Genomic DNA, 14938 nt, shown 5'->3' on the forward strand with positions numbered 1-14938 from the left:
ATAAAAACTATATCATAACCACTATTTTTATGCAAATAAAAAGAATAGTGTAGACTTCTTAACGTGATGTCTAACAAGCAAGTTTTTTATATAAATTGTTTAAATAAATCTGTTCGTAAACTGTGTTACTATTCAACAAACATAGTAGTCAATTTACACTCCAGATGCGATCTTTCCTTTCCAATCGACTTAGCACCACCTATAATGTTCGAACAGACAACACTCTTATAGAAAAGATCATTGTTTAGAATAAAGATAGTTGATTTTTATCAGGTAATGCTTCTAAACATCCATGGTTTTCGAGAAACTCAATGATCGTTTTTGACACTTTCCCTCTTTGTTGTAAATCCTCTTTTGATAAGAATTCACCATGTTCTCTTGCTTTCATAATGTTAATTGCAGCATTCGTTCCGAGTCCAGGTATCGCATTAAATGGCGGAATCAATGTATTTCCATCAATAATAAATTGTGATGCATCTGAACGATATAGATCAACTTTTTGGAAAGAATAACCTCTTTCACACATTTCAAGCGCAAGTTCCATTACAGTTAACAAATTCTTCTCTTTAGTTGATGCATCTAGTCCTTTAGCGTTAATTTCCTCTACCTTTGATTTGATAGTTGCTGACCCTCTTGACATCGCATCTACATCAAAGTCATCTGCCCTAACAGAAAAATAAGCCGCATAATATAACAAGGCATGATGCACTTTGAAATAAGCAATCCTTACAGCCATTAAAACATATGCAGCTGCATGTGCCTTAGGGAACATATATTTAATCTTTAAACATGAATTTATATACCAATCTGGAACGTCGTTTTTCTTCATTTCTTCTATAAATTCATCAGATAATCCTTTACCTTTACGAACAGATTCCATAATTTTAAAGGCAAGAGATGGGTCAAGACCTTTATAGATTAAATAAACCATAATATCATCACGACACCCGATAACTTCACTTAACGTACATGTTCGATTGTGAATCAGTTCTTGAGCATTCCCTAACCACACGTCAGTTCCATGAGACAGTCCTGAAATTTGAACAAGCTCTGAGAAGGTAGTTGGTTTTGTATCCTCAAGCATTTGTCTTACGAACCTTGTCCCAAATTCAGGGATTCCCAGCGTACCTGTTTTACACATAATTTGATCTGGTGTAACTCCAAGTGATTCTGTTCCACTAAAAATCTTCATTACTTCAGGATCATCAGTAGGAATCGTTTTCGGATCAATTCCACTCAAATCCTGTAACATACGAATAACAGTTGGGTCATCATGACCTAATATGTCAAGTTTTAACAAATTATCATGGATAGAATGGAAATCGAAATGAGTTGTTTTCCATTCTGAGCTTGAATCATCTGCTGGGAATTGTATCGGTGAGAAATCATAAATATCCATATAATCTGGAACTACTATGATCCCTCCAGGATGCTGTCCAGTTGTTCGCTTAACACCAGTACATCCAGAAACTAAACGATCGACCTCTGCATTACGCATTTGCAAATTATGATCATTAGCGTATCCTTTTACATAACCATACGCTGTCTTTTCAGCAACTGTCCCGATTGTACCTGCCCGGTACACATAATCCTCACCAAATAGTACTTTTGTATAGTTGTGTGCTCGAGGTTGATATTCACCTGAAAAGTTTAGATCGATATCCGGAACTTTATCTCCTTTAAATCCTAAGAACGTTTCAAAAGGAATGTCATGTCCGTCTTTTTTATAAGCAGAACCACAATTTATACAATCTTTGTCTGGTAAATCAAACCCTGAACCTACTGACCCATCATTAAAGAATTCTGAATGCTGACAACTTGGACAAACATAATGTGGAGGAAGTGGATTAACCTCGGTTATTTCGGTCATTGTTGCAACCAGAGATGAACCTACTGACCCACGAGAACCTACTAGGTATCCATCATCAAGTGACTTTTTAACTAGCTTATGGGAAATCAAGTAGATTACTGCAAAACCATGACCAATAATACTTTTAAGTTCCTTTTCTAGCCTTTGTTCCACAATCTCCGGGAGTTCCTCACCATATATGTTACGCGCCATCGTATAGCTAAGTTCTCTTACTTCTTCATCAGCACCCTCAATTTTAGGTGTATACAAATCATCCTTGATCGGTTTTATCTCATCTATTCTATTAGCAATTTCCTGCGTATTAGTGACAACAATTTTTTTTGCTAGACCTTTATCAAGGAATGAAAAACATTCTAGCATTTCATCTGTAGACCTAAAATGAACTTGTGGCAAACTGTGGCGATTTAATGGATTTGCCCCACCTTGAGAACCAATTAATATCTTACGAAACATATGGTCATTTGGATCCAGGTAATGAACATTTCCGGTTGCAACGACAGGTAAGTTAAGTTTTTCTCCTAAAGAAATGATTTTACTGATGATTTCTTTTAGGTGGGTATTATTCTTAACAAGTTCTAACTCTATTAGATGTTGATAATTAGCAGGTGGTTGTACTTCGAGATAATCATAAAAACGAGCAACCTCTTCAACCTCTTCTGGCGACTTTTGCATCATCCCTTCAAATACTTCACCTTTGTCACATGCCGAACCAACTAATAAACCTTCACGATGCTTTTGCAAGACTGACCTAGGAAGGCGAGGTACTCGATAAAAGTAATTCATATGTGAGATTGAAACTAGTTTAAATAAGTTCTTCAATCCAACTTCATTTTTAGCAAGCAATGTTACATGAGATGGACGAGATCTTTGGTATGCATTTCCTGCCCCCATATTATCATTAAGTTGGTCATGGAATTGAATATCCTGTTCTAATGCATCCTTCAAAAGTTTGGCTAGTAAATAGCCTGTCGCTTCTGCGTCATATATCGCTCTATGATGCTGAGTAAGATTAATATCAAACTTTTTACAAAGTGTATTTAATCTATGATTTTTGAATTCGGGATATAAGAACCTCGCTAATTCGAGGGTATCAATGACAGGATTAGATGCCTTACCTTTTCCTATTTTCTTGTACCCTACGTTTAAAAATCCCATATCAAAGCTCGCATTATGTGCAACAAGGATGTCATCTTCAGCCCATTCGGCGAATCGCTTTAATACATCCCCAATTTCAGGAGCATTTCTAACCATGTCATCTGTAATACCTGTTAATTCAATTGTGGTCGCAGAGAGTGGATGATGCGGATTGGCAAATGCCTCAAAACGATCAATAATCTCACCATTTTTCATTTTTACAGCAGCAAGTTCGATAATTGAGTCATAAACTGCAGATAATCCTGTTGTTTCCACGTCAAAAACAACAAAAGTATCGTCAGCTAGAAGACGATTTTGTTCATTATAAGCGATTGGTACGCCATCATCGACTAAATTAGCTTCAATCCCATATAAAATCTTAATACCATGTTTTTTACCAGCTGAATAAGCTTCAGGGAATGATTGAGCTACTGCATGATCAGTAAGAGCAATCGCTGGATGACCCCATTTTTTTGCTTGTTCTACTAATCTACTAACTGAAGTAACAGCGTCCATCTGACTCATCGGTGTATGCAGATGTAATTCAACACGTTTTTCATCTTCTTTGGCAAAGTCTAAGCGTTCTTTAGGCTTGATTTCATTAATATCATTTGCCATCATCACTAAATCTCTTACAAATGTATCGTTTTGAATTCCACCTCTAACCTTTACCCACATTCCTTTTTTAACTAATTGGAGGAGATTGACATCTTCTTTATCTCTTGAAAACATTTTTACTAATAGTGAATCCGTATAGTCTGTAATTTTAAATGTCAATAATGTTCTACCACTTCTAAGTTCTTTCGTTTCAGCATCAAAAATATATCCTTGCAGGGCTACACGTTTTTCCTCATCATTAATGGATTTGATTTCTCTAAAGTCGTCATCATCCTTAATTGTATAACCAATGGTAAGTGGTCCGGTTTGGACATGTTCTGAATCTTTCTTAGATTCACTCATCATCATTTCAACTGCTGCTTGCTTTCCTTTTTGCTGGTCCTCTTGTAGTTTTTGAGCTAAAAAACTCTCATATTCTTGTTGGTTCGTATCGACATTTGCTTCTACCTGTAAAGCGGGAAAGCCGAATTGCTGGTAGATATCAGTAAGTGTTTGTGCATACTTCTTCTTAAACGCCATTGCTTCTGTATCATTTCTAGTCGTAATAACCAACTTAATTCCTTGCAAGCTTGGCTTTTGATTATTTAACAATGATAATAATAGTGGTGAGATGCCTTGCATTTCTTCTAAACAAAGTGACCAGTATCCTTGGACTAGTTCCTCTGTATATTCTTTGTCTATTGTATTTATCTTAAAAGAGACTGCTGCTATATGAGAAAATTTCTTTACTAATTGAGCAGAGAAAAGTTGAAATACATCTGACGGTAATATTTTGGGGAGTTGAAAAATAAAATGCCAGGATTTTTGCTCACGGTTAATTTGAAGCTTTTCAATCCCTGCTCCTTCAAAATACTTCACCATTGCATCTTCTGTTACTTCAATCTGCTGAAGTAAGATTTGTAATCTTTCTTTTTGCTCTATTAATAAATCACTCATATTTTTCCCCCCTTTAACATGTTAAGGGCTAATTAAGGAGAGTTTTTCTCCTATAATTAGCCCTCTTCATTCTTTTTTTAAAAAAGTCATTTTGTCTACTTTCTATTTTACTACAAAAGTAGAAATTGTCTCGACAAGTTTTTCAAAATTGACTTCCAATGTTTCCCCTGTTTTCCTAATCTTTATTTCAACGATGTCTTCACTTGCTTTTTTCCCCACTGTAATTCTAACAGGTAATCCCATTAAATCAGAATCAGCAAACTTAACTCCTGGTCTTTCATCTCTATCGTCATATAATACACTAATGTTATTTTCTTGTAATAATGAATAGATACGATCAGCTAACAACCTCTGATCCTCTTTCTTTGCATTGATTGGAATCACATGTGCTTCATATGGCGAAAGATTCGTTGGCCATATCAAGCCGTTCTCATCATTAAATTGTTCAGCAACAGCCGCAAGTGTGCGTGAGACACCAATCCCATAGCATCCCATAATCATTGGTTGTGATCGCCCGTTTTCATCTAAAAAAGTTGCATTCATAGCTTCACTATAACGTGTACCTAATTTGAAAACATGTCCAACTTCAATTCCTTTTGCGAACACAATTTTTCCTATCCCATCTGGAGAAGGATCTCCCTCTTGGATAAATCGTAAATCTAAAAATTGTTCAACTGAGAAATCTCTTCCTGGATTAACTCCAGTAAAATGAAAATCTTCTTCATTCGCTCCACAAACACCATTAATTATAGATGAAACTGCTTGGTCAGCTATTACTTCAACCTCTTCACTCTTTGTAGCTACAGGACCGATTGAACCGATTGAACACCCAAGAACCAGCTTAGTTTCTTCAGGTGATGCTAGCTCAACTGAGCCTGCATCATAATAATTCTTAAGTTTCACATCATTCACTTCATGGTCACCACGTACAACAACCAGTACATACTTTTCATCTACTTTAAATAAAAGTGATTTTAAACATTTTGTTTCGTCTACATTCAAATATTCAGAAACCTCTTGAATTGACTTTTTCCCGACTGTTTCAACCTTTTCAAGCGATACTAGATCCTCTTCACTTTTATGATAAGTTGCTACCACTGGGGCCATTTCAATATTCGCTGCATAATTTGACTCGTCTGAATAGGCGATTGTGTCTTCCCCAACATCTGATAACACCATAAACTCATGTGTATCTTTTCCACCCATAGCTCCAGAGTCAGCAATAACAGCCCTGAAATTCAGTCCACAACGAGAAAAAATATTGGAGTACGCCTGAAACATTTTTTCATATACTTCATCCAAACTTTCTTGAGAAGCATGGAAAGAATAAGCATCTTTCATTATGAACTCTCTTCCACGTAACAGTCCGAACCTTGGACGTTTCTCATCTCTAAATTTGTTTTGGATTTGATACAATGAAAGTGGTAACCTTTTATAAGATTTTACTTCATCCCTTACAAGGCTGGTAATCACTTCTTCATGGGTAGCACCTAGTGCAAATTTACGGTCATGACGGTCATTTAGACGCATCAATTCTGAACCATACGTGTACCACCTGCCAGACTCTTGCCAAAGTTCAGCTTGCTGAAGAGCAGGCATTAGTAATTCAACTGCTCCTGCTCTTTCCATTTCTTCACGGACAATAGTTTCTATCTTTTGTAACACCTTTTTAGCTAATGGTAGGTAACTATATACCCCACTTGCATTTTGGCGTATAAAACCAGCCCTAAGTAAAAGTTGATGACTTTTTATGTCAGCATCTGAAGGTGTTTCTCTAAGTGTTGGTATTAGCATCATACTTTGTTTCATCTAAACGCACCTCTTATAATATATGTTTACCAATTTCAAAACCGCTTTGTTCATTCTATATTCTAGACTGGAATATTGATTGATTTTACAGGAAAAACTTTTGAATATCATTCCAAGTGACTACAAGCATTAATAACATTAATAATGCAAAGCCAACAAAATGAACCATTCCCTCTTTATGACGATCTATAGGTTTTCCTCTCACTGCTTCTAATGCAAAGAACATAAGTCGTCCACCATCAAGTGCCGGAATCGGTAATAGGTTCACAATTCCAAGATTAATACTTAAAATAGCTGCCCACTTCATCAAATAATAGATACCTGATTGAGCGACCGTATCAGTTGATACATAAATCCCTACAGGTCCAGAGAGCATATCAATCGAGAATTGACCTGTTATTAGTTTCCCAAGCCCAAACAAAATTTCTTTTGTCCATAGATATGTTTCGGTGAAACCACTTTTGACTGAAGCAACAACAGATTTTTCTACTGGACCGTACACACCAATAATACCAATTGTTTCATCACCTAGCTGCTGTGTTTTAGGAGTAACAGCAACATCCAGCACTTCTGTTTCACGTTTTACTGTAAAGTCTAATTCAGTTTCTGGGTTTTCACGAATAATTGTGACAATATCCTGCCAGGTATTTACACCTTGACCCTCGATTTCTTGTACAATATCACCTTCCTTTAACCCTGATTCAATTGCTGCACCGTCTTCAGTTAGTTTGCCTAACTTAGGTTCATTAACAGGTGTTCCCTGTAGAAGACCAATTACTATGAAAACAAAAAATGCCAAGACGAAATTCATAAATGGCCCAGCTGCAATTGCTAAAGTCCGTTGGCTTAAAGTTTTTGAAGCAAATTGACGATTATAAGGTGCAATTTGTGTTTCTTGTTGATCAACAACAAAGTATGCTTCATCGCTTATTTTAAAGTGCTGAAGAACTTCCTCATTACCTGCCTCATATCCCGACAAGTACATTTCGTGTTCTAAATCAGCACTTTCAACTTCAATAATTCTTGCATCGGGATATTTATCTTTATTGTTTATGATAATTTTATTAGCATTACCCCGTGAATCAAATAATAGGCCCACATTATAACCTGGTTTTACATCAATCATTTCTGGATCTTCTCCAGCCATTCTTACAAATCCACCAAGAGGTAATAAGCGAATGGTGTAAACTGTCTCTTGCCGTTTAAAAGAGAATACTTTTGGTCCAAAGCCAATGGCAAATTCTCTGCAAAGAATACCTGCTCTTTTAGCTAATATTAAATGTCCTAATTCGTGAAAAAAAACAAGCGCTCCAAAAATAACGATAAAGGCTATAACAGTTTCCACATGTCTAACCACCTTTGATTTTTATTTAGACTATTTTGATAAAAAAAGTAACTATTACAATTTAGTCAAATATTCTTTCACTAAATTAGTCACATAAATTCTTGTCTCTTGATCAACCTGTTCAATTGTTTCAAGATTAGGCTGCATGATAGCTGTGTGATATTCCAATGCTTCTTCTACCAATTCGTCAATGCGCAAAAATGAAATTGAACCATTTAAGAATGAGGCTACAGCGACTTCATTTGCTGCATTTAATACAGTCGGCATTGTACCACCGATTTTACCAGCAGTGAATGCTAAATCTAAACTCCGATAACGCTTAAAGTCGACCTGATTAAAATGAAGCAAACCAATCTCAGCTAAATTCAATTTTGCTGACTGCTGTCTTTTAAAACGGTCTGGGTAAGTTAATGCATATTGAATTGGCACTCTCATATCTGGTGTGCCTAATTGTGCAATTACACTACTATCATGAAACTCTACTAGAGAATGAATAATGCTTTCTTTATGTAATAGAACATCTATCTTATCATATGGGACATTAAATAACCAGTGAGCTTCAATGACCTCAAGGCCTTTATTCATCATTGTTGCAGAATCGATTGTTATTTTAGCTCCCATACTCCAGTTCGGGTGGTTTAACGCTTGTTTAACGGTTACACCTTTTAATTCATCTCTCGTTTTGTCCCTAAAACTGCCGCCTGAAGCTGTTAAGATAATTTTTTCAACATTTTTGGCTTTTTCACCTTGTAAGCATTGGAAAATAGCTGAGTGCTCACTATCTACTGGTAATATGTCAACATTATGTTCGTCAACAGCTTCCATTACAAGATGTCCTGCAGTAACAAGCGTTTCCTTATTTGCCAAGGCAATTGTTTTTTTGGCTTCTATTGCTTTTAAGGTCGGTTTTAAGCCAACACTACCTACAACGGCATTCAATAAAACAGAACTATCTTGATGAATCGCAACTTCAATTAAACCTTCTTCCCCATGTACAAAACGAATGTCTCCCGTATATTCTGCCTTAAGCCTCTCGCAAGCCTCTTTCGTTTTGACGGAAACTACTTTTGGGTGGAATTGGGAGATGATTTCACGAGTTTTTTCTAAATTATCACCAACTGACATTGCAACTAATTCTAGTTCAGTTGAATGGTCTCTTATAACATCTAATGTTTGCTGACCAATTGAGCCGGTTGCTCCTAATAAACTTACTTTTTTCACAGACTCACTCCCTGATGCTTGACTCATTTTTTAGGATAAAATTAACAGTAGATAATAAAGGATTGGTAAAGCAAATAACCAACTATCAACCCGGTCTAAGATACCACCATGTCCTGGCAGCAACTTACCTGAATCTTTTACATCATAATGTCGTTTTAATGCAGACTCTACCAAATCTCCTAATTGCCCAAAGACTGATAAGAAGATTGTTACAATTACCAATTCCACAAACGTTAATTCTAGAGTAACAAATGTAGTATAAATAAGTGCAACAATAATAGCGACAAAGATCCCACCTAATGATCCCTCAATCGTTTTGTTCGGACTAATATCAGGCCATAACTTTCGTTTACCAATCGCTCGTCCAATAAAATAGGCACCAGAATCAGTTGCCCATACAACAATGAGAGCAAAGAATATGTAGTTTAACCCTAAATCCAATCTCGTTTCAATAAGGTAGTAGAACCCCAGACCGATATAGATCGTTGTCAAACTTACAAAACCAACATCATCAAATGTAAATTTATTCTTTGTAACTACTGTATATGATAAAAACAGTAAAACTGCTAGTAAAGCTAACTCAATTTTTGTTAACCCCATATCAGTTATTACATAAGAGTATTCCTTTGGTAACAGAAATATCCATAGCAATAATGTCGATAAAACCCCTGGAAATGAAAATATTGGTATGTTCTTCATTCTAAGCAATTCAAAAATTGCAATGGTTGCCATTAGAAAGGTTAGGACAGTAAACGCTAACCCTCCTATATATACAATTGGAAGAAAAACTGCCGCAGCTGCAATTCCAGTTATTATTCGTTGTTTCATTTCAAAATCATCACCTTTTATATTCCTCCGAATCGACGTCCTCTTTTTTGATAGGCAGTAATTGCTTCAATTAAATGGGCTTCACTGAAATCCGGCCATAAAACATCCGAGAACCAAAATTCTGTATAAGCTAACTGCCATAACATGAAATTACTAAGTCTCATTTCTCCGCTTGTTCGAATCAGTAAATCCGGATCTTTTAAACCGCTGCTCATTAAGTAAGTAGAAAACAACTCTTCACTTACATTGCTATCTATTTCGTTATTTTTGTAATCAATCATCATTTCTTCAATAGCACTTAGTATTTCTGATCGACTTCCATAATTGAGTGCGAAGTTTAAGATCATTCCAGTATTTCCCTTTGTTTCTTCTACGGCCTTTTCTACGGCATTTAAAGTATGTGAGGGTAATTGAGTTTTATCTCCCATAATCCTCACCTGAATGTTTTCTTCAATCAGTTCTGGTAGGAATGTACTAAGAAATTCCTCAGGTAACCTCATTAAATAGTTAACTTCATCCTTTGGTCTTTTCCAATTCTCTGTTGAAAATGCATAAACAGTTAGAATGCCTACTCCGAGATTACTCGCAAGTTTTGTAACTTTTTTTACAACCTTCATTCCTTCATGATGACCCGCTGACCTTGGGAGTGCACGTTTTTTTGCCCACCTACCATTCCCATCCATGATAATAGCGATATGCTCTGGTATCGGGCCTTCTGAACTCACATCTTTATTTATGGAATTCGACTTATTCATCCAGTCTTTTACTATTTTTAACATAAAACTAGTCCTCCATCACACTAAAATCAACTAACTAGTAATGTTTGATTTTATTTAGTCCCCACAATCAGCTAGTAGACAGTATTAACAAAAAAACCCCCTGTAAACATTAGAGGGTCTTTTACAATATATTGTACAGTGAAATGGATTAGACTTCCATGATTTCTTTTTCTTTTTCTTTTGCCACTTGGTCAACCTTAGTGATCGAGTCATCCGTAAGTTTTTGAACATCTTCTGAGAATCCTCGTAATTCATCCTCGGTAATCTCACCATTTTTCTCCAATTTTTTCAAATCGTCGTTTCCGTCTCTACGGATATTTCTAACTGCAACTTTTGCTTCTTCAGCATATTTCTTCACTACTTTTACTAGCTCTTTTCGTCTTTCTTCAGTTAAAGCAGGGATAGCAATTCTAATAATTGATCCGTCATTTGAAGGGTTTAGACCTAAATCCGACTTTAAAATTGCTTTTTCAATATCACCAAGAGCTGTTTTATCATAAGGTTGAATAACTAGCATACGTGCCTCAGGAACATTAATAGAAGCTAGTTGGTTAACTGGTGTAGGTGCACCATAATAGTCCACCGTAATTTTATCTAATAGTGAAGGAGTGGCTCTTCCTGCACGAACACTTGCAAGTTCACGCGAAAATGCTTGAATTGCTTTATCCATTTTTTCTTTCACTTGGTTTAATGTAGCCTTTGCCATTGTTTATTTCCCCCTAACGATTGTTCCGATATTTTCACCGACAACTGCTCTCTTAATATTCCCCTTTTCCATAATTGAAAAGACAATTAAAGGAATATCATTGTCCATACATAATGATGAAGCAGTGGAATCCATAACTGCTAAACCTTCTTTGAGGACATCTAGGTAAGATAATGTCTCATACTTCACTGCAGTGGAATCTTTTGATGGATCTGCAGTATAGACTCCATCAACATTGTTTTTCGCCATGAGAATGACATCTGCTTCGATTTCTGCTGCTCTTAATGCTGCAGTTGTATCTGTTGAGAAGTATGGGTTACCTGTGCCAGCTGCAAAAATCACAACTCTCTTCTTCTCTAGATGACGTATAGCTTTTCTTCTTATGTAAGGTTCTGCAACTTGACGCATTTCAATCGATGACTGTACTCGGGTTTGAATCCCTAAATTTTCAAGACTATCTTGAAGTGCTAATGAGTTCATAACTGTTGCGAGCATTCCCATGTAATCAGCGTTCGCACGATCCATGCCCATTTCGCTTCCAATTTTCCCGCGCCAAATATTTCCGCCACCAACAACTACTGCAACTTCAACATCTAGTTCCGCTATTTCTTTTACTTGCTCAGCAACAGATTGTATGACTGCCGGATTAATCCCAAAGCCAGCTTCACCAGCTAATGCTTCTCCACTAAGTTTCAGAACTACACGTTTATATTTAGCGTTACTCATAATTACCTCCATATTTTAAAGATAGGGAACACTGCATGTGTTCCCTATCTTTGTTTCAAATAGATTTACATATATCTTAGCACAGCACAACTGCTTTTTATTTCTTAACTTGATTCATTACTTCTTCAGCGAAATTGTCTTGACGCTTCTCGATACCTTCCCCTACTCCGTAACGAACGAAACTAGAAACAGTAGCACCTTTAGATTCTACAAATTGGCGAACTTTTAAATCTGGATTTTTAACAAATGTTTGATCTAATAAACAAATGTCTTCGAAATATTTGCTGATTCTTCCTTCAACCATTTTTGCAACAATCTTTTCTGGCTTACCTTCATTTAATGCTTGTTGAGTTAACACTTCACGCTCACGCTCAGTTTCTTCTTGTGAAACTTGGTCACGGCTAATATATTTAGGATTTACTGCAGCAATATGCATTGCAACATCTTTTGCAGTTGCTTCATCAGTTGTACCTTCTAATACAGTTAGTACACCAATACGTCCGCCCATGTGAAGATATGCTCCGAAAGCAGCATTATCACCTTTTGATGAAACAACAAAACGACGTAGTGTAAGCTTCTCACCAATTTTAGCAATTGCAGAGTTGATGTATTCAGAAACAGTTGACCCGTTATCCATTTTTTGCTCTAATGCTTCTTCAACTGAAGCAGGTTTGTGTTGTAGCAAGAACGTTGCAAGGTCTTTAACTAGTACTTGGAAACCTTCATTCTTTGCAACAAAGTCAGTTTCAGAGTTAACTTCAAGTAATACTGCATTATTACCTTCAACTTGAATAAATGTAGTTCCTTCTGCAGCAATACGGTCTGACTTTTTCGCAGCTTTAGCAATTCCTTTTTCACGAAGATAGTCAATTGCTTTTTCCATATCCCCATCAGTTTCAGTTAGTGCTTTTTTACAATCCATCATTCCCGCACCAGTTTTTTCACGTAGTTCTTTTACCATTTGGGCAGTTACAGCCATTGTTATTTCCTCCTTAAGAATCTTATTATGTACTATTAGACAAGTCATATCATTCAAATCATGTATTGCTAGTATGACAATGTAGGTTAGAAATTATTGAACTTTCGTCCTTACTCTTTAAAAAAAGGTGATAAAAGGCATATCCCTCTTATCACCTTTCGCTCATTAAGCAGAAGTTTCTTCACCTTGTTTAGCTTCTAGAATTGCATCTGCAATCTTAGCAGTTAGAAGTTTCACAGCGCGAATTGCATCATCGTTTGCAGGGATTACATAATCAATTTCATCCGGATCACAGTTTGTATCAACGATACCAACAATCGGAATATTTAATTTGTGTGCTTCTGCAACAGCAATACGCTCTTTACGAGGGTCAATGATGAATAAAGCATCTGGTAATTGCTTCATATCTTTAATTCCGCCTAGGAATTTTTCTAAACGGTCAAGCTCTTTATTAAGTTGTACTACCTCTTTTTTAGGTAATACTTCAAAAGTACCGTCTTCACGCATTCTTTCGATATCTTTTAAACGCTTAATACGCTTTTGGATTGTTTCAAAGTTAGTTAATGTACCACCTAACCAACGTTGGTTAACGAAGTACATACCTGAACGTTCAGCTTCTTCCTTCACTGAGTCTTGAGCTTGTTTTTTAGTACCAACAAATAACATAGTACCACCATTTGCTCCAAGCTCTCTAACGAAGTTATAAGCTTCTTCAACCTTCTTCACTGTTTTTTGAAGATCGATGATGTAAATTCCGTTACGCTCTGTAAAGATGTAACGCTTCATTTTTGGGTTCCAACGACGAGTTTGATGACCGAAGTGAACACCAGCTTCAAGCAATTGCTTCATTGAAATTACTGACATTTTTTGTTTCCTCCTAATGGTTTTTCTTCCTCCGCTTAAATCATGTTCAAACAAAACTATCAAAGATAGCACCATTGTTCAAATCAATAAGCGTGTGTATTAACACCAGAAAATAATATAACACACCTGAATATGACAATCAAGAAAAATATTATCTATTTTTGACGAAATTTTAATAAAAGCTCGATTTCAGTCTTGCCTCTATTGAGTGTTTTAGCGATTTCCTCGATCGTTGCCCCTTCACTTTCCATCGAAATAATCTTATCCAATAATAATTTTTCGGAGGTTATAGGAGCAGTTGATTTTACCTTCTCCTTATCCTTCACCTCTATTTTAGGTGGCTCTATGTCAGTGTACTCAGGTAATAAATCCTTCAGATCGGCCTCTGAAATCGTTTGTTCGATCATTGAGAAAGGTAGATGTTTTGGACTAGACATTTGATCTTCCTCTTTTACTGTATGTATGACACTTTCTTTCTGAACGCTTTGGTTATTACTCACCGATTGTTCTTGTTTTTTCTCCAATTGCTCTTCTACCATTGAAGAATTAGCATGTTTAAAAAAATGTTCATTTTCTTCTTTAATTTGCATGATATAACCGGAGAATGTTTCTTCAATCTGATGCAAGATATCTTTTTGGGTGTGTTCTAACTCTTTTAATTGATTTAATTTCTGTGACATGATTATAAGGCAAAAAAAGAGAACACCTATTAAAGAAAAACTTAATAAAAATAGAAAGGTTATCATAGTATACCTCTTTTATAATTTAACCGATAATATCAATTATCTTCCCTTTTGTTGGATGTATTGAATAATCATCTGATTGATGATGCTCTTGATGCTCATTTTTTTGCAAACTGACATGTGAGCTATTTGACTTCTTAGTGACTTGCTTGAGATTTTTAACATCTTGTTTTTTTTGTGATTGAGCAACTTGATGTTGAAATATTTGCCCCCTCTGATTAAGCTGTTCAGTCATTTTTCCAAATTCCTGAGTCCTAGGAAGAGCTATTTGCAACTCGATAAGCTTCAAACTCACGGGAATCTCTCCTTCCCAATCATACTGTTATGTGTAATACAACAATAGGGAGAAAGATCTGAACGCCACTATTGGTGTTTTGTCT

The 14938-nt window shown here is 36.1% G+C and carries 12 protein-coding genes; all 12 read right to left on the reverse strand.

Features of this window, described 5'->3' with window-relative positions:
* Positions 1–244 precede the first annotated feature (244 nt).
* Positions 245–4558, reverse strand: a complete 4314-nt coding sequence (locus tag BLQ56_RS04030; protein ID WP_090850210.1) for a PolC-type DNA polymerase III — start codon at positions 4556–4558, stop codon at positions 245–247.
* A gap of 102 nt (positions 4559–4660) precedes the next feature.
* Positions 4661–6367 carry a proline--tRNA ligase gene (locus BLQ56_RS04035; protein WP_090850212.1) on the reverse strand — a complete coding sequence of 569 codons (1707 nt, stop codon included), beginning with the start codon at positions 6365–6367 and terminating at the stop codon, positions 4661–4663.
* Positions 6368–6452: 85 nt separating this feature from the next.
* Entirely contained in the window at positions 6453–7712 is a 1260-nt protein-coding gene (gene rseP, locus BLQ56_RS04040; protein ID WP_090850214.1) for an RIP metalloprotease RseP, read from the reverse strand.
* A gap of 54 nt (positions 7713–7766) precedes the next feature.
* Positions 7767–8933, reverse strand: coding sequence for a 1-deoxy-D-xylulose-5-phosphate reductoisomerase (locus BLQ56_RS04045; protein WP_175490185.1), 1167 nt, complete (start codon positions 8931–8933; stop codon positions 7767–7769).
* A 30-nt stretch (positions 8934–8963) separates the two neighbouring features.
* A complete protein-coding gene (locus tag BLQ56_RS04050; protein WP_090850218.1) occupies positions 8964–9761 on the reverse strand; it encodes a phosphatidate cytidylyltransferase in 798 nt (265 codons plus the stop codon).
* A 17-nt stretch (positions 9762–9778) separates the two neighbouring features.
* Complete coding sequence (locus BLQ56_RS04055; RefSeq protein WP_238457192.1) at positions 9779–10516, reverse strand: isoprenyl transferase; 738 nt, start codon at positions 10514–10516, stop codon at positions 9779–9781.
* A gap of 172 nt (positions 10517–10688) precedes the next feature.
* Positions 10689–11246 (reverse strand): ribosome recycling factor, encoded by a 558-nt coding sequence (gene frr / locus BLQ56_RS04060; RefSeq protein WP_090850222.1) that lies wholly within the window; start codon positions 11244–11246, stop codon positions 10689–10691.
* Positions 11247–11249: 3 nt separating this feature from the next.
* On the reverse strand, positions 11250–11972 hold the full coding sequence (pyrH, locus tag BLQ56_RS04065) for a UMP kinase (protein ID WP_090850224.1): 723 nt from the start codon (positions 11970–11972) through the stop codon (positions 11250–11252).
* A 97-nt stretch (positions 11973–12069) separates the two neighbouring features.
* On the reverse strand, positions 12070–12951 hold the full coding sequence (gene tsf / locus BLQ56_RS04070; RefSeq protein WP_090850226.1) for a translation elongation factor Ts: 882 nt from the start codon (positions 12949–12951) through the stop codon (positions 12070–12072).
* 165 nt (positions 12952–13116) lie between these two features.
* Entirely contained in the window at positions 13117–13815 is a 699-nt protein-coding gene (gene rpsB / locus BLQ56_RS04075; protein ID WP_090850228.1) for a 30S ribosomal protein S2, read from the reverse strand.
* A 155-nt stretch (positions 13816–13970) separates the two neighbouring features.
* Positions 13971–14561: a hypothetical protein gene (locus BLQ56_RS04080; protein ID WP_090850230.1), complete on the reverse strand. Its 591-nt coding sequence runs from the start codon at positions 14559–14561 to the stop codon at positions 13971–13973.
* Between the two features lie 19 nt (positions 14562–14580).
* Positions 14581–14853 (reverse strand): hypothetical protein, encoded by a 273-nt coding sequence (locus BLQ56_RS04085; protein WP_090850232.1) that lies wholly within the window; start codon positions 14851–14853, stop codon positions 14581–14583.
* Between the last annotated feature and the right edge of the window lie 85 nt (positions 14854–14938).

This window comes from Litchfieldia salsa (assembly GCF_900104555.1).
Lineage (GTDB): Bacteria > Bacillota > Bacilli > Bacillales > Bacillaceae_L > Litchfieldia > Litchfieldia salsa.